Origin of the sequence: Blastococcus litoris (assembly GCF_003075095.1) — a bacterium.
Taxonomy (GTDB): Bacteria; Actinomycetota; Actinomycetes; order Mycobacteriales; family Geodermatophilaceae; genus Blastococcus_B; species Blastococcus_B litoris.
Map to the genome: position 1 here is coordinate 176048 of NZ_QCZF01000005.1, position 16017 is coordinate 192064.

Below are 16017 nucleotides of genomic sequence, written 5' to 3' on the forward strand. Positions count from 1 at the left end.
CTTCGACCGAGGAGAAAACATGACGGTCACGCCGTACTGGATCGCCGGCGAGCCGGGCTCCGGCGCCGAAATCCTAGAGGTCGTCTCGCCGCACGACGGCCGCGTGGTCGGCCGCACGACTCTGGCTACGCCCGAGGACGTCGAGGCAGCGACGGCCGCCGCGCACGATGCACTCGCCGCCTGCGCGGCCACGCCGGCACACCGGCGCGCCGCGGCTCTCGATCACGTCTCGCGGCGGTTGGGCGAGCGTGCCGAGGAGGTCGCCGCCCTGATCACCGCGGAGTCGGGCAAGCCGCTGAAGTGGGCCCGGCTGGAGGTGAACCGCGCCGTCTCCACCTTCCGCTGGGGCGCCGAGGAGGCCCGCCGCTGGTCGGGCAGCCTGCAGCGGCTGGACACCGATCCCGCCGCAACCGGACGCATGGCCCTGGTGCGTCGTGCACCCCGGGGCCCGGTACTGGGCATCGCACCGTTCAACTTCCCGCTGAACCTTGTCGCCCACAAAGTGGCGCCAGCGATCGCGGTCGGCGCGCCGATCGTGCTGAAGCCTGCCCCCGCGACCCCACTGACGGCATTGCTGCTCGGTGAGATCCTGGGCGAGACGGATCTTCCGGCAGGGACGTGGTCGGTCCTCCCGGTGACTAACGACGTCGCCGGCGAGATGGTCCGCGACCCCCGACTGCCCGTCGTCTCGTTCACCGGCTCGGTGCCCGTGGGCTGGTCGATCCGTGATGCCGTGCCCCGCAAGCACGTCACCCTGGAGCTCGGAGGGAACGCTGCCGTCGTCGTGGCCCCCGACCAGGACGATGATGCTCTCGCCTGGGCTGCGTCCCGCATCGCGACCTTTGCGATGTACCAGGCCGGTCAGTCCTGCATCTCGGTGCAGCGGGTCTTCGCGCACCGCGACGTCGCCGGAATCCTCACCGAGCGGGTTGTCGAGGCTGTGCAGAACCTCAGCACCGGTGATCCCGCGGACGACGCCACCGATGTCGGCCCGCTGATCGACGAGGCGGCCGCCCGCCGGGTGGAGACCTGGGTCGAGGAGGCGGTCGCCGCCGGCGCCACGGTGCTCACCGGCGGCACCAGGGCCGGTGCCGCCTACGCGCCCACCGTGCTGACCGACGTCCCTGCGACCGCCAAGGTGGCGTGCGAGGAGATCTTCGGGCCGGTCGTCGTCCTCGACGTCGTCGACACAGTGGACGAGGCGTTCGGCCGGGTCAACGACAGCCGCTTCGGTCTGCAGGCAGGCGTCTTCACCCGCGACCTGCAGTTGGCATTCCGCGCTGCTCGCGAGCTCGAGGTCGGTGGGGTTGTCATCGGCGATGTTCCCAGCTTCCGCGCCGACCAGATGCCCTACGGCGGCCTCAAGGACTCCGGGACCGGCCGCGAGGGCGTGCACGCGGCGATGGAGGACCTGACCGAGGAACGGGTGCTCGTCCTCACCGGCATCGACGTCTGAGCCCACGAACCGAGGCCCCGGTCCGGTCGGACCGGGGCCTCGGCGTGGTCCGGCAAGGGCGGGATCAGGCCGCGCTCTGCCGAAGTCGGTACAGCTCGTTGGTGAGCACGACCAGCAGGGCGACGGCGTCGTCCCGGGCTGTCGAAGCCGCGCTCCGGACGGCGGCGAACCGGTCGACTGCCGCCGCGTGCCGGGTGAGGAAGCCGTCGACGCCGTCGTCGGATGCGAGCATCGCTGCGGTCAGCGCGCGGGCGTGCTTGTCGAACTGCTCGCGTAGTGCGGTCTTGGCAGTGAGGACCCAGGACGAGTCGCCAGGCGCCTCCACCGCGCCCGCGCGGGCACCCGGCAGCCCGAGGGCATTGGCCAGTGCGAGGTGGCCGGCGACCACCGCCTCGACCGGCAGTCTGGTTCGCTCGACCACCCACCCCAGGTCGACCGCCTCCGCCCGGCGGACCAGGACGGCGACGCTCTGGGCCAGCGCGGGACGAGCGCCCGCCGCCAACAACTGGTCGGCCCGCTCGGGGTCACCCTCGACGACGCGCGCGGCCAGCCGGGCCAGGCCTGGCGCGGCCGCGGTGAGCGACGACGGTGCGGGATGGCGGCGCAGCAGCGCGTCCGCCACCCGCTCGGTTACCCGATGCACTTCTGGTAGCGCGAGTCGTTCGACCGCGGGCGGGACGTCCTCGTCGAGCAGGGCCCACACCGGATCCAGCCCGAGAACCTGCTCGGCGACCGCGAACGCTCGAGCCGCGACCGGCGTGGGCACGCCATGCCGCTCCTCCAACCGGTGCAGGAACCCCGGCCCGACCCGGTTCAGCAGGTCGTTGGCCAGCTGCGTGGCGGTGATCTCACGAGCCAGCGGGTGGGCAGCGATCCGGTCTGGCCAGCGCTCGCGCACCACCTGGGGGAAGTAGCGCCCCAGCACCGCACCGAGCGCCGGGTCCTCGGGGACGTCGCTGCTCAGCAGCTCCTTCCGCACCAGGTTCTTGGAGTACGCGAGGAGCACCGCCGCCTCCGGGCGGGTCAGCCCGCCACCTGCCGCGCGTAGCCGCTCGATGTCGGCTTCCGACGGCAGGTGCTCGAGCGTGCGGTCGAGACCGGCCTGCTGCTCGAGGTTCCGCATGAGTGCGGCGTGCCGATCGAGCAGGAAGGGTGCCTGGTCGGCGCAGACGGTGAGGGCGCGGGCTTGGTGGGCGTTGTCGGCGAGCACCGCCGCAGCCACCTCGTCGGTCAGGTCGTGCAGCAACTGATCGCGTTCGACGCCGGTCAACTCGCCGTCCCGCACCGGTCCGGCCAGGAGGAGCTTGAGGTTCACCTCTCGATCGGACGTGTCGACGCCGGCCGAGTTGTCGATGAAGTCTGTGTGCAGCCGCACCCCGGCGCGGGCTGCGGCGATCCGCGCGCGTTGGGTCAACCCGAGGTTGCCGCCCTCGCCGACCACCCGGCAGCGCAGCGTCCCCGCGGTCACCCGGACCCGGTCGTTCGCTCTGTCGCCGACAGCAGCGTCCGTCTCGTCGTCGGCTCGGACGTAGGTGCCGATGCCGCCGTTCCACAGCAGGTCGACCGGCGCCCGCAGTATCGCCCGCACGACCTCGTCCGGCGTGAGCTCGGTCGCCTCGATGCCCAGTCGGTGGCGGACCTCGGGGGAGAGGGGAACCACCTTCGCGTCGCGCCGGTGCACGCCGCCGCCTGGAGAGAGCACCGAGCTGTCGTAGTCGGCCCACGACGAGCCGGGCAGCGCGGCCAGGCGGCGGCGCTCGGCGAAGGAGGCCGCCTGATCGGGGTCCGGGTCGAGGAACACGTGCCGGTGGTCGAACGCACCGACAAGGCGGAGTTGGTGCGACAGCAGCATCCCGTTGCCGAAGACGTCGCCGGACATGTCACCGATGCCGACCGCTGTGATCTCGTCGGTGTCGACGTCCATGCCCAGTTCGCGCAGGTGGCGGCGCACCGAGACCCAGGCGCCGCGCGCGGTGATGCCCATGGCCTTGTGGTCGTAGCCCGCCGATCCGCCCGAGGCGAATGCATCACCGAGCCAGAAACCGCGCTCGATCGCGAGCGTGTTGGCCAGGTCGGAGAAGGTCGCGGTGCCCTTGTCGGCAGCGACGACGAGGTAGGGATCGTCCTGGTCGAGCACGACCGTGCGTGCTGGGTGAACCACACGGCCCTCGACGCGGTTGTCGGTGATGTCGAGCAACCCGGAGACGAATGAGCGGTAGGCCGCCGCCACCTGTTGACGCACAGCAGCCCGGTCACACCCACGCAGGTCGGCACGCACGATGAACGCACCCTTGGCTCCGGCCGGCACGATGACCGCGTTCTTGACCAGCTGCGCCTTGAGCAGGCCCAGGACCTCGGTACGGAAGTCCTCGGGGCGGTCGGACCAGCGGATGCCGCCACGCGCCACCGGACCCCCGCGGAGATGGAGCCCTTCGACGGTGGGGGAGTGGACGAACGTCTCGACCCAGGGCCGGGGCGGGGGGAGGAAGGGAAGCCGGGGCGAGGCGATCTTGAGCGCGAGCTGGGCCGGTGGCCGCCCGTTGGGGTCCTGGAAGGCGTTGGTGCGGACGACGGCGTCGAGCACGTCGCGCAGCCCATGCAGGATGCGGTCCTGGTCGAGGCTCGTGGTCTGGCCCAGCAATTCGTCGAGTTCCTCGCCCGCCGCGGCGTCGACCGCGGCGTCGAGGGCGTCGGGGTCGTGCTGCGCGGAGAAGCGCCGCACCAGCGCCCGCGCGAACCGCGGCGCGCCCAGGACCGTCTCCTCGATGTAGCCGCGGGACAGCCCCGTGCCGGTCTGTGCCAGGTAGCGGCATGCCGCACGGAGCACGCCGACCTGGAGCACCGGCAGGCCCTCCGTCACGGTGAGCCGGGCCAGGCCGTCCAGCTCGGTCTCCCCGGCCCACGCCGCAGCGAGCGCCGCGTCCAGCGCCTGCAGCGCGGTTGCCGGCGCCACGCCGTCGGGCAGGAGCAGGTCCAGGGGGGTCGCCGACTCGTCGTCGTCCGGCAGGGACAGCGCGTTCGCGACACGGACGCCGAGTCGTTCGAAAACCGGGACGACGTCGGCGAGCAGCGGCCGTTCGCCAGGCCACTCGACAACCACGCCGACCATCGGGCCGGCCCCGGTTGACGCCTGACGGAGCCGGACCCGTTCGCGTAGCGGGGCGGCGGTCACGACACCGCGGCGAACGCGGCGTCGAGCACGTCGAGCGCCTCGGAGAGCAGGTCCGGACCGATCACCAACGGCGGCAGGAACCGCAGCACGTTGCCGAAGGTGCCGGCGGTGAGGACGACGACGCCCTGGGCGTGGCAGTGGCTGGCCACGGCCGCCGTCAGCGCGGGGTCCGGCTCGGTCGTGCCCGGCTTGACCAGCTCGATGGCGATCATGGCACCGCGGCCACGGATGTCGCCGATGGTGGGGAACCGTGCCTGAAGCGCGCGCAGCCGGGGCAGCATGGTGTCGCCGATGGCGCGGGCAGCACCGGCGAGGTCGAGCTCGCGCATCGTCTCGATCGAGGCCAGCGCGGCGGCGCAGGCCAGCGGGTTGCCGCCGTACGTGCCGCCGAGTCCGCCGGTGTGGACGGCGTCCATCAGCTCGGCGCGGCCGGTGACGGCGGCCAGCGGCAGGCCGCCGGCCATGCCCTTGGCCAGGGTGATCAGGTCGGGCACGACTCCCTCGTGCTCGCTGGCGAACCAGTCGCCGGTGCGGCAGAAGCCCGTCTGCACCTCATCCGCGATGAAGACCGCACCCGCACGGCTGCACCACTCGGCCACCGCGGGCAGGAAGCCGGGCGCCGGCACGACGAAGCCGCCCTCTCCCTGGATGGGCTCGACGAGCACTGCGGCCACGTTCGCGGCGCCGACCTGGGTTTCGATCTGGCGGATGGCGCGGGCCGCCGCCTCCGCGCCGGAGAAGCCGTCGGCATCGCGGAACGGGTAGGACATCGGCACCCGGTAGACCTCGGGGGCGAACGGCCCGAACCCGTTCTTGTACGGCATGTTCTTAGCCGTCAGCGCCATCGTGAGGTTCGTGCGGCCGTGGTAGGCGTGGTCGAAGACGATGACTGCCGATCGGTTGGTGGCCACCCGCGCGATCTTGACTGCGTTCTCGACGGCCTCGGAGCCGGAGTTGAACAGCGCGGAGCGCTTTTCGTGGTCGCCCGGCGTGACCCTGGCCAGCTCCTCGCAGACGGCGACGTAGCCCTCGTACGGCGTGACCATGAAGCACGTGTGGGTGAAGGAGGCGACCTGTTCCTGGACGGCGGCCACCACGCGCGGGGCGGCGTTGCCGACGTTGACCACGGCGATACCCGCCCCCAGGTCGATGAGGGAGTTCCCGTCGACGTCCACAACCACGCCGCCGCCGGCACGCTCGACGAAGACCGGGAGCGTGGTGCCGACGCCGGCAGACACAGTCGCCGAACGACGGGCCATGAGCTCTCGCGACCGCGGGCCCGGGATCTCGGTGACCAGCCGTCGTTCCTGGGTCGGGGAGGACTGGGGTGCAAGCAGATCGGTCATGGCGACTCCTGACCTCGACGGGTGAACGGACGCGCATCGAGTCTCAGCTGCACGCACGGCTGCGAGTACTGTCCGGATCGGCGCGCCGTGCCCCTCTGGATGTCCATTGCGGCACCGGCCGTCGTGCAGTGTGAGAGGAGCTCGCGTGCCGGTCACCGTCGCCGATCTGGTCGCCCAGCCCGAACTCGGCCTGCGCCTGCTCAGCGCAGGTGCTCCGGTGGACCGGCCGTTGTCCTGGGTTCACGTGAGCGAACTGGCGGATCCCACTCCGTTCCTGGAGGGCGGGGAGCTGCTGCTCATGACAGGGCTCGCGCTGGACCACGGAGAGGCGGCGGAACCGTACGTGCGCCGGCTGGTCCGCGCCGGCGTCGCCGCGCTGGGGTTCGGTATCGGGGTCGGCCAGGACGTCGTGCCTGCCGCTCTCGTGGAGGCTGCCGAGGACGCCGGCCTCCCATTGCTCGAAGTGCCTCACCGAACGCCCTTCATCGCGATCTCGCGCGGCGTGTCGGCGGCCCTGGCAGCCGACGAGTACGCCGCGGTCGCCCGCGCGGCCACCACCCAGCAGGAGCTGACCAGGGCAGCCTTGGCTCCCGGTGCTCCGGCGGCGGTGCTCGGCCGGCTGGCCCGATCGATCGGCGGCTGGGCCCTGCTGCTGGACGCGGTGGGTGCCTCCGTGGAAGCCGCTCCGCGCGCGGCCGCCCGGCGAGCTTCGGGGCTGCAGGCCGAGCTGGACCGGCTGCGCGGCATGCGGGCGCCTGCCAGTGCCGCGCTGAGCGACCCGGAGCAGACGGTGCTGATCCAGTCGTTGGGCACCGGGTCGCGCACGCGCGGCTTCCTCGCCGTCGGCCGCTCCGGGCCGCTCCCGCCGGCGGACCGGCACGTGGTCAACGCGACCGCCCTGCTGCTGACCCTGCGGATGGAGCAGTCCAGAGCCTTGGACAGCGCGACGGCGGCGCTGCGCGCGGCGCTGCTGCGGCTGTTGCTGGCCGGGGAGGAGCGGACGGTCGCGGCCGTGGCCGGCGAACTCGGTCAGCAGCTGCCCAAAGAGCCGCTGCACGTCGTCGCTGTGCTGGGTGGTGAGGAGCATCGCTCCGCCGCGGTGGACGTCGCCGCCGACGCCGCCGCCCACGAGCACGAGCCGCTGTTCTCCGCGGAGCTCGACGAGGCGCTCGTCGTCCTCGTCTCGGCCGAGGGGCCCCTACCGGTGCGGCTCGGTGTCCTGGCGGCCCGGCTACGAGGTGCGGCGATCGGTTCGTCCCGGCCGGTGGCCTGGGCACGGCTCGCCGAGGGCGTCCAGCAGGCACGGCAGGCCGCGGAGTACGGCCGCAGCCGGGAGGGCGGGATCGTCGCCTTTCCCGATCTCGCCGTTCCCGGCCTGGGCGGCCTTCTGGAGTCCACCGCGACGCGAGCCTTCGCGGACGCGCTGCTCGCTCCGCTGGTCGCCGCGGACCGGGCGGGAGCGGGAGACCTGGTCCGCTCCATTAGGGTGTGGCTGGCTCACCACGGACAGTGGGAGCCGGCAGCCGCGCAGCTCAAGGTGCACCGGCACACGCTGCGCAAGCGCGTGCACCGGGCAGCCGACCTCCTCGGCCGCGACCTCGAGGACCCCGGCGCGCGTGCCGAGCTGTGGATCGCCCTCCACCCACCCGGCGGCGACTAGCTAGCCAGCGAGCTTGGCCGTGATCTCGGCCAGTCGGCGGCCCTGGTACCGCGCCGCGATGAGTTCCGCGTCGGAGGCGGTGGTGGACTTGCCACCCGAGGCGGTGGAGATGCCGTAGGGGTTGCCGCCGGCCTCGAACAGGAGCGGATCGGTGTAACCCGGCGGCACGATCACCGCGCCGAAGTGGGAGAACACGTTGAACAGCGTGAGAATCGTCGACTCGTTCCCTCCGTGGACGTTCTGGGCGCTGGTGAACGCGGTGGCACCCTTGTTGGCCAGCTTGCCGGTCGCCCACAGTCCGCCGAGCGTGTCGATGAATTGCTTCATCTGGGCCGCGGGCGTCCCGAACCGCGTAGGGGTTCCCAGCGCGTAGCCGTCGGCCCACTCGAGGTCGGCCGGAGTCGCCACGGGTATGTCGGTGGTCGCCTCGGCGTGCTCCCGCCAGAGCGGGTTCGAGTCGATCGCTTCTTGCGGAGCGAGCTCGGGGACGCGGCGCAGCCGCACCTCGGCGCCCGCCTCCTCTGCTCCCTCGGCCAGAGCGGTGGCCAGCTGGTGGACGTTCCCGGTCGATGAGTAGTAGACGACGGCGATGTTCGGCATGGTTCTCCTCTGAGATCGTGGAGCCCCCGTGACAAACCCGACGAGGTCGGATGCTCTCGATCGAGCGAGATCACAGGGGCCGACCTCGACTCTCCGTCGCGCGCCCCTTGGGGACCTATGCAGAAAGCCACCAGGCCGGCGGGGTAGTTGCGCGGATCCGTGAACGCACGCAAGATCGCCGACGTCGGCGGTAGGCAGGGGGATGAGCATGAGCTACGAGCCCGAAGCGCAGCGTGCCGCGACCCACTCGGTCACCGAGCTCAGGGACGCCACAACCTTCCCGCCGGCCGCCGTGGAGCTGCTGCAGCGCACCCTCGAGGAGTTCGAGCGGGTACACGGCACGGAGCACACGAGGACCGTCGATCTCCGTCGCCACTTCGCGGTGGTGCTGCAGAGCAGGGGTTGCGTGTCCGAGGCCCTGCCCCACTTCGAGCGGGTCCTGCTGGCACATGAGCGCTCGCTCGGGTCGTCCGCTCCCGAAACCCTGGAGGCACGCTACGAGCTGGCGCTCGCCCATCGTGATGCCGGTCGTCACGAGCAGGGCCTGATCGTACTGGCGGACACCGTCGTCGAGGCCGAGCGCACGCTCGGCGCCAGGCATGCACTTGCCATAGCCAGCCGCCAGCTGCGCGCCGAACTTCTTGACTCAGCTGGCGGATGACGCAGCGGAGCCGCGGCGCCCCCCGTGGGCCCCGCGGCTCCGAGCGGACCTGGAAGGTGTCAGTCCGCGAGGACCCAGAACTCCTTGAAGCGGGTCTTGAACGTCCAGGTGGACGTGTGTCCCTTGGGGAGGAAGGCAGCGTCCCCGGGCTTGACCTCGACGAAGCTGCCGTCCTCGAGCTCGATCCGGGCCTCGCCCTCGAGGACGTAGATCATCTCGTTCTCGGTGAGCTCGTAGGTGGTCTTGGCGGGGTCGCACTCGAAGAAGCCGCATCCCCGGGCGCCGTCCGTGAAGTCCTCGAAGAGGGTGAAGCCGCGCCCAGCGGGCTCTCCGCTGTGGACGGTGACCCCCTCGGGCTGCCAGGTCTCGAGCGTCGCGGTCTGTGCAGTGGCGGACCTGATCGTGGTCATGGGGATTCCTCCAGTTCGTCGGCGGTCACCCGGATTCTGGTGAATGGTGGAGCCACCGCTGTTGTCAGAACCCGCAAGCATCAGTCCACGGATGCACCATCAGTGCACATGAGACGCGCATGGGAGCGGCGGTCGTAGTCTGCGAGCGTGACACTCGAGGACGACCTGCGAATGCTGGCCCAGGGAGTCGAAGCCCGGTTGCCGGCGCTGACGGAGACGATCGTCCGGCGTCTCCGGGAAGAAGTGCCGGAGTTCTACAAGCTCGACGACCCAGTCCTGGGAGATGCCGAGAGCGACGCCATCGCAGCGTCCCTCCGCGACATCCTGGACGGTCTCGTGGAGGGGCGGACCCCTCCCGAGCAGGCATCCGACCGCATCCTGCGCGAGGCTCGGCTTGCGGCGCAGGCCGACATCGATCTCCACGCCTTGCTGCGGACCTCCCGGGTGGGCCAGGCCGCGACGTGGGACTGCTTCCTCGAGGTCGCCGATGAGCTGCTGCCCGACGCGGGCCAGCGGCTGCCGGTGCTGCGCCACGCCAGCCAGTACCACTTCGCGTGGAACGATCGCGTCGCCGCCTCGATCATCGATGCGTACCAGAAGGAGCGGAACGCCTTCTACTTCCACGGGCGCGACCGCAAGCGGCGCGCCCTGGTGCGGGACCTGCTCGCCGGGATCCCGGTCGACGAAGCAGCGCTCGGCTACTCCCTCCGTGGACGTCACCTGGGGATCGTCGTCTGGGGCGACGCACCGGAGGCGGCCCTCAAGCAGCTGACGAACACGCTGGGCTGGCAGTCGCTGACTGTCACGGGGACCGCGGGAACGGTGCTGGGTTGGATCGGCCGGCCGGCAGGAAAGGCGTCCGGCGACGACGACCTGTCGCGGCTGAGCCTGCCCTCGGGCACCCACCTCGCCTGCGGGGAGTACATGAACGACGTCGAGGGGATGCGACTGACCCACCGGCAGGCCTGGCAGGCCTACCGCGTCGCCAGGATCAAGGGTCAGCCGATCACGTGGTACCGCAAGGTTGCCTTGGAGGCCCTCGTTCTGCGGGACCTTCCCGCAGTGCGGAGCTTCGTGCGGCAGGAACTCGGCCCGCTCTACGGCCCTGGGGAACGTGCAGTGGTCCTGCGGGAAACGTTGCGTGCGTACTTCGCCAGCGGCCAGAACGCAGCGTCGGCCGCAGCCGTCATCGGAGTGCACGAACGGACGGTCGCCTACCGGCTCCGCTCGGTGGAGAAGTGGCTGGGCACATCGATCACCTCCGTGCGGGACGAACTGTCCGTCGCGCTTCGCCTTTCCGAGCTGTTCCAGGGCGCGACGGAGGAACGGGATCTCACCTTGCAGGAGGAGCAGGCCTTCGACGGATCTCCCCTCTGAGCCCATAGGCAGGTGCGTCAGCGGTCCGCCGCGCGGCGGACGGGCGCGCGGACAGTTGTGCTCGCCGCTGGCGCTGCGAGCGCCTGGGCACCCGCGGCGACCTCGGTCACCAGCATCCCGGCCACGCAGGCCCTCGCGCCTGCACAGAGGACCGGGAGTCGTCGCAGCGTCGACATGGGAAGCGGACTCCCGTTCGCCGTCAGACCGGGCCTTGCCGAACTCAGCAATGTCGCGAACGCTTTTGCGCGATAAGGGATAATCCTGTCACCCAGGTCACTTCAATACTTCCTCGACTGAGCAAACGCCTCACGAGGAGAAGAGATGTCGTCGAACGTCGCCGAACACGCACCAGACGGCCACGAAGAACTCAGCGGACTGCAGCAGGGGACGCTGAGCCTGCCCAAGGCCCTGGGCCTTGCCGTCGTCACCTTCAGCCCGGTGCTCATGGCCGCCACCGTCGGCGCGCTGGCCGGTGGGGTAGCCGGTTCCAGTGCCTGGGTCTCCGTCCTCGCCGGTACGGTCATCGTCACGTTCATCGGCCTGGCGATCGTGCCGTTCGCCCGCCGCTACGTGGTGACCGGCGCTCTGTACTCCTACATCGGGCACGAACTCGGTTCGAAGCTGCGCACCCTGGCAGGCGCGTCCCTGGCCGTGGGCTACGCCTGCGGGATGATCGTCTTCCTGCAGGCCCTCGGGGTGTACGCAGCCAGTTTCGTCGCCACCGTGTTCGACCTCCCCGCGGCTTACGGACTGGGAGGCCAGGCGGTCATCTACGTGCTGTCCATGGTCAGCATGGCCGCGTTCGCCATCCGCGGACTGGACACCTCCACCCGGTTGGGCATCGGCCTGCTGTTCGTGTCCACACCCGTCGTGGCAATCATCCTGGTGTCCAACGTCTTCACGGATGGCTTCGCCTTCGCCGATCAATTTGCGTTTGGCGGCTTCTCCTTCAGCGCCTTCTTCTTCGGCATCGTCCTGTCGGCGACCTTCTTCGTGGGTTTCGAGTCCAGCGCCGCGACGGCGCTGGAGACCAAGAACCCGATGCGCACCATCCCCCGGCTGATGACGCTGGTGCCCATGATCGTCGGCGGCGTCGGAGTCCTTGCGACGATGCTTACCGTCCCCGTCCTGCCGGCGATCGCCGATGCCACTGCTGCGGGCGAGTCTCCCCTCTCGGCGATGGCCGACAACGCCGGGCTCGGGGCACTCGGTCCGGTGGCGGACCTCTGCTTGGCCATCACCTGCTACGCGGGGGTGCTGGGGTTCCTGAACTACTCGGCGCGGGTGTGGGCCACGATGGCCGTCGACGGCATCCTGCCCAAGTACCTGGCCCACGTGGACGAGAAGCGCCACACGCCCGTGCGAGCGATCGTCATCCTCTCCGTGATCTCGATCATCGTCCCGATCGCGCTGTCAGCCTTCAGCGGCGGAACTCCCTTCGAGGTCTACGCGCACGTGGCCACGCTGTACCCGTACTACTGGGTAATCCCGTACGTGCTGATCTGCGTCGGTGCGATCGTCATGCTTTCCCGCAGCGGCGAGCTGCGCGCCGGCACGGTCGTCGTCGCCACGATTGGCGGGCTGGGCTTCGGTTACGTCTGGCTGAGTGCCGTGCTGAACCCCACGGGGACCTCCTACGACGCCATGACGTGGGCAGCTCCCGCCTCCATCCTCCTGGCGCTGCTGGTGGTCCTGGCCATTCGGGCGTCGTCGAAGCGCAGCTCTGGCGAGAGCCGGCGTGAGGTCCCGGCGAACCGGACCGACTGACATCGGCTGGATGCGTCCGGCACTACCGGCGACGACGACGCAGGCAGTCGTGGTCGCCGGTAGTGCCGCGTTGCGGGCCCCCAGTGCCCTGCTGACCCCGTTCCGTCGGTCGCAGGTCGGGAAGCCGCTGATCGGCTGGCTTCGCCCGCCTGTCCGAGGAGCTGGCGAAAGCTGCTCGACCGGCTGTTGCGGAAACGCCGAGAACGTCACCGGGCTCGGGAAACGCTCACCGCTCCCTCCCGGGCGAAACCTGAGCCGTTACTGCCAATGGGGCCCTCACCGCTCCGCAGTGCGGTGGATCGGCCCGTCGATGCTGGCGAGCCTCTCTCCTGAGCCCCCCCAGCGCCCGGCGATGATCTCCGCCGCGATCGAGACGGCGGTCTCCTCCGGGGTGCGGGCGCCGAGGTCCAACCCGATGGGCGAGGACAGCCGGGCGATTGCCCCCTCGGCGAGCCCGGCCTCGCGGAGCCGCTCCTCGCGCTCCCCGTGCGTGCGGCGGCTGCCCATAGCACCGACGTAGGCGACAGGAAGGCGCAGCGCCACCTCCAGCAGCGGGACGTCGAACTTGGGGTCGTGGGTGAGGACGCACAGGGCGGTCCGCTCGTCGATCCGGCCGGCGTCCACCTCCGCCTGCAGGTAGCGGTGCGGCCACTCGACGACCACCTCGTGCGCCTCGGGGAAGCGCTTGGGGGTGGCGAAGATCGGGCGGGCGTCGCAGACGGTCACCCGGTATCCGAGGAAGGCGCCGACCCGGGCGACGGCGGCGGCGAAGTCGATGGCGCCGAACACGACCATGCGGGGAGCTGGCGCAAGGGCGTTGACGAACAGCGACAGGTCGTCGCCACGGCGCTCACCGTCGTGTCCGACGTGCAGGATGCCGGTCCGGCCCGCGGCCAGCATCCCTCGAGCATCGGCGGACACGGAGTCATCCAGCCGCTGCAGGCCGAGGGTGCCCGACGCGCGGTCGGGCCAGACAACCAGTCGCCGTCCCACACGCTCGTCGGGGCCCGCGACGCAGGTGACCACGGCGACCGGCTCGTGTCGTCGGACCGAATCGCCCACCTGGCCGAGTTCCGGAAAGGATTCCCGGGACACCGATTCGACGAAGACGTCGAGGATGCCGCCGCAGGTCAGGCCGACGGCGAAGGCGTCGTCGTCGCTCACGCCGTACCGCTCGAGGGCGGGGACTCCGGTGTCGACGACCTTCTTGGCCTCCTCGTAGACCGCGCCCTCGACGCAGCCGCCGGAGACACTGCCCACCGCGGTGCCGTCGGGTCCGACGAGCATCGAGGCGCCGGCGGGGCGGGGCGCCGACCTCCAGGTGGCAACCACGGTGCCCATGCCGACGGTCTCGCCCGCCTGCCACCAGCCCATCAGATCGTCCAGAACCTCACGCATGCTGGATCACTACCGTCAGCTCCTCGAACGCGGCCAAGCTGTGCCCCGACACGAAGTGGTCGACCGACGGCAGGGCCGCCCGCATGCCGCCGGTCAGCGGTTCATAGCCCGCACGGGCCTTGTGCGGGTTCACCCAGATGACGGCGTGGGCGAGCCGGCGCAGCCGGGCCATCTGTGCGCCGAGCAGCGCCGTCCCTCCCCGCTCCCAGCCGTCGCTGCACACTGCGACGATCGCGCCGCGAGCGATGCCCCGTTGTCCCCACCGGTCCAGAAATGCCTTGAGCATGTCGCCGAGGCGGGTGCCGCCGGACCAGTCGGGGATCGCCGACCCGCTCGCGGTCAACGCTCGGTCGGGATCGCGCAGTCGCATCTCCCGTGTGACGCGGGTCAGCCGGGTGCCGATCGTGAACACTTCCGTGGAGGAGGGTCGCGCCCGCGCCGCGACGTGCGCGAAGCGGAGCAGGGCGTCGGCGTAGGGCGCCATCGACCCGGACACGTCGACCAGCAGGACGACGCGCCGCGGCCGGGCCCGCCGCCGGTGGTGGGCAAGCCGGGTGACCTCGCCACCGGATTGCAGCGCCCGGCGCACCGTTCGTCCGGGGTGCACCGGTCCCCGGGCGCTGGGCCGCCGGCGGCGGGAGGGCCGCATCGGCGTCGCCGGCGCCAGAAGAGCGAAAAGCCGGCGCAGGTGCGCGCGCTCGGCCGGGGTCAGCTGGGCGACGTCGCGGTGCCGCAGCACCTCCTCCGCGCTGGCATGAACGGAGAGCTCCTGTTCATCGGAGGCGTCGTCGGCGTCCGAGCCACCTGCCTCGAGCGGCGCGGCGTCGGATGCGTGAACTTCGGGGCGGGCGTTCGGGGGAGGGACACGCGGTCGCTTCCCGGCGAAGTAGGCCGAGAAGGCCGCGTCGTAGCGGTCGAGGTCGTCAGGACCCCCGCACAGGGTCAATCGGCCGGCCCAATACACGGCCCGCGGGTCGAGGACGTCGAGGCTCCCGAGCGCCTCGAGCATTGCCTCCACCCGGTCGGGCGACGCCGCGACCCCGGCGTGGCGCAGCGTCCGCGCGAACCCGAGCACGGTGTCGACCACATCGCGACGTGGTTTAGCAGCCCCGTCCGAAGGCTCGTCCTGAGTCTGCGCCGGGTGAGAGTGACGTGGTCCTTCACCCACCGAAGAGCACACCCGGCGCCATCCCCTGCACCCGCTCGGTGTCCTCGCGATACTTCAGGACCGCCCCCAGCGTTCGGGCGGCCAGGTCGGGGTCGAGGTCGCGCGCGCCGAGCGTGTGCAGCGCCGTGGCCCAGTCCATCGACTCGGCGATGCCCGGCGGCTTGAGCAGGTCCAGGGTGCGCAGCTTCGCCGTCGCGCGGGCTACCTCGCGGGCCAGCTGCTCGGTCACCTGCGGCAGCCGGCGGCGCAGGATCGCCACCTCCCGGTCGAACTCGGGGTGCTGCAGCCAGTGGTAGAGGCACCGGCGCTTGAGGGCGTCGTGCACCTCACGCGTGCGGTTGGAGGTGAGCACCACCAGCGGCGGGGTCTGCGCCCGCACGGTGCCCAGCTCCGGGATCGAGATGGTGAAGTCCGACAGCACCTCAAGCAGGAACGCCTCGAACTCGTCGTCGGCGCGGTCGACCTCGTCGACCAGCAGCACGCTCGGCGAGTCCTCCAGCGCCTGCAGCAGCGGGCGGGCGAGCAGGAACCGGCGGTCGTACAGCGAGGCCTCGAGCTGCTCGGTGTCGGCGGTGGCGTGCGCGGCCTCGGCGGCGCGCAGGTGCAGCAGCTGGCGGCCGAAGTCCCAATCGTAGAGGGCCTGGCTGGCCTCCAGCCCCTCGTAGCACTGCAGCCGGTAGATCGGGCGCGCGGTGACCTGGGCGAGCGCGTGCGCCAGCGCGGTCTTGCCGACGCCGGCCTCGCCCTCCAGGAACAGCGGGCGGTGCATCACCAGCGCCAGATAGGCAGCCGTCGCCAGCCCCTCGTCGGGCAGGTATCCGGTCGACTCGAGCGCCGTCGCCATCGAGTCGGGTGCGGCCATCGCGTCGGTCCCGTCGCGCGAGCCCTGCTTCGCCAAGGCGTGTGTCCGGTCCATCGAGTCCTCACTCCCGGCACGAGCCGGCGCGCTGTGGCGGCCGATCGGTCGGCATCGCCCGTGCTCGCGGCTGCATGTCGTTCGAG

General features: G+C 71.2%; 12 protein-coding genes. 5 read left to right on the forward strand and 7 right to left on the reverse strand.

Annotated elements, in window-relative coordinates; genetic code table 11:
- Nucleotides 1–19 precede the first annotated feature (19 nt).
- Nucleotides 20–1456: an aldehyde dehydrogenase family protein gene (locus tag DCS98_RS12560; RefSeq protein WP_116451711.1), complete on the forward strand. Its 1437-nt coding sequence runs from the start codon at nt 20–22 to the stop codon at nt 1454–1456.
- Nucleotides 1457–1520: 64 nt separating this feature from the next.
- Here the strand turns inward: DCS98_RS12560 and DCS98_RS12565 are convergent, their stop codons facing one another.
- Together DCS98_RS12565 and gabT are read right to left on the reverse strand one after the other, a co-directional pair.
- Nucleotides 1521–4565, reverse strand: coding sequence for an NAD-glutamate dehydrogenase domain-containing protein (locus DCS98_RS12565; protein WP_116451712.1), 3045 nt, complete (start codon nt 4563–4565; stop codon nt 1521–1523).
- Nucleotides 4566–4624: 59 nt separating this feature from the next.
- On the reverse strand, nt 4625–5974 hold the full coding sequence (gene gabT, locus DCS98_RS12570) for a 4-aminobutyrate--2-oxoglutarate transaminase (protein WP_116451713.1): 1350 nt from the start codon (nt 5972–5974) through the stop codon (nt 4625–4627).
- A gap of 145 nt (nt 5975–6119) precedes the next feature.
- On the opposite strand from gabT, the gene DCS98_RS12575 reads away from it, so the two are divergent.
- Nucleotides 6120–7634, forward strand: a complete 1515-nt coding sequence (locus tag DCS98_RS12575; RefSeq protein ID WP_116451714.1) for a PucR family transcriptional regulator — start codon at nt 6120–6122, stop codon at nt 7632–7634.
- Here DCS98_RS12575 and wrbA read toward each other — a convergent pair whose 3' ends face one another.
- Nucleotides 7635–8234 (reverse strand): NAD(P)H:quinone oxidoreductase, encoded by a 600-nt coding sequence (gene wrbA / locus DCS98_RS12580; protein ID WP_116451715.1) that lies wholly within the window; start codon nt 8232–8234, stop codon nt 7635–7637.
- Between the two features lie 208 nt (nt 8235–8442).
- Between wrbA and DCS98_RS12585 the strand changes: the two genes are divergently transcribed.
- A complete protein-coding gene (locus tag DCS98_RS12585) occupies nt 8443–8895 on the forward strand; it encodes a tetratricopeptide repeat protein (protein ID WP_164704541.1) in 453 nt (150 codons plus the stop codon).
- Nucleotides 8896–8954: 59 nt separating this feature from the next.
- On the opposite strand, the gene DCS98_RS12590 is transcribed toward DCS98_RS12585, so the two are convergent.
- Entirely contained in the window at nt 8955–9305 is a 351-nt protein-coding gene (locus tag DCS98_RS12590; RefSeq protein ID WP_116451717.1) for a cupin domain-containing protein, read from the reverse strand.
- Nucleotides 9306–9452: 147 nt separating this feature from the next.
- On the opposite strand from DCS98_RS12590, the gene DCS98_RS12595 reads away from it, so the two are divergent.
- Nucleotides 9453–10682 (forward strand): PucR family transcriptional regulator, encoded by a 1230-nt coding sequence (locus DCS98_RS12595; RefSeq protein WP_164704542.1) that lies wholly within the window; start codon nt 9453–9455, stop codon nt 10680–10682.
- Between the two features lie 321 nt (nt 10683–11003).
- Nucleotides 11004–12449: an APC family permease gene (locus DCS98_RS12600; protein WP_116451719.1), complete on the forward strand. Its 1446-nt coding sequence runs from the start codon at nt 11004–11006 to the stop codon at nt 12447–12449.
- Between the two features lie 276 nt (nt 12450–12725).
- On the opposite strand, the gene DCS98_RS12605 is transcribed toward DCS98_RS12600, so the two are convergent.
- The 3 genes from DCS98_RS12605 to DCS98_RS12615 are packed head-to-tail and all read right to left on the reverse strand — an operon-like array spanning nt 12726 to nt 15931.
- Nucleotides 12726–13847 carry an XdhC family protein gene (locus tag DCS98_RS12605; RefSeq protein WP_116451720.1) on the reverse strand — a complete coding sequence of 374 codons (1122 nt, stop codon included), beginning with the start codon at nt 13845–13847 and terminating at the stop codon, nt 12726–12728.
- The gene (locus DCS98_RS12610; protein ID WP_241037797.1) at nt 13840–15015 is read right to left on the reverse strand and encodes a vWA domain-containing protein; all 1176 of its coding nucleotides are present in this window, start codon (nt 15013–15015) and stop codon (nt 13840–13842) included. The genes DCS98_RS12605 and DCS98_RS12610 overlap by 8 nt, the downstream gene beginning before the upstream one ends.
- Nucleotides 15008–15931, reverse strand: coding sequence for an AAA family ATPase (locus tag DCS98_RS12615; RefSeq protein ID WP_241037800.1), 924 nt, complete (start codon nt 15929–15931; stop codon nt 15008–15010). Before DCS98_RS12615 ends, DCS98_RS12610 begins: the two co-directional genes overlap by 8 nt.
- Nucleotides 15932–16017 lie beyond the last annotated feature (86 nt).

Excerpts from the sequence above, each read along its gene's own strand:
- DCS98_RS12560 (WP_116451711.1), top strand. The coding sequence starts at position 20 with ATGACGGTCACGCCGTACTGGATCGCCGGCGAGCCGGGCTCCGGCGCC.
- DCS98_RS12565 (WP_116451712.1), bottom strand. The coding sequence starts at position 4,565 with ATGGTCGGCGTGGTTGTCGAGTGGCCTGGCGAACGGCCGCTGCTCGCC.
- gabT (WP_116451713.1), bottom strand. The coding sequence starts at position 5,974 with ATGACCGATCTGCTTGCACCCCAGTCCTCCCCGACCCAGGAACGACGG.
- wrbA (WP_116451715.1), bottom strand. The coding sequence starts at position 8,234 with ATGCCGAACATCGCCGTCGTCTACTACTCATCGACCGGGAACGTCCAC.
- DCS98_RS12585 (WP_164704541.1), top strand. The coding sequence starts at position 8,443 with ATGAGCTACGAGCCCGAAGCGCAGCGTGCCGCGACCCACTCGGTCACC.
- DCS98_RS12590 (WP_116451717.1), bottom strand. The coding sequence starts at position 9,305 with ATGACCACGATCAGGTCCGCCACTGCACAGACCGCGACGCTCGAGACC.
- DCS98_RS12600 (WP_116451719.1), top strand. The coding sequence starts at position 11,004 with ATGTCGTCGAACGTCGCCGAACACGCACCAGACGGCCACGAAGAACTC.
- DCS98_RS12605 (WP_116451720.1), bottom strand. The coding sequence starts at position 13,847 with ATGCGTGAGGTTCTGGACGATCTGATGGGCTGGTGGCAGGCGGGCGAG.
- DCS98_RS12615 (WP_241037800.1), bottom strand. The coding sequence starts at position 15,931 with ATGGACCGGACACACGCCTTGGCGAAGCAGGGCTCGCGCGACGGGACC.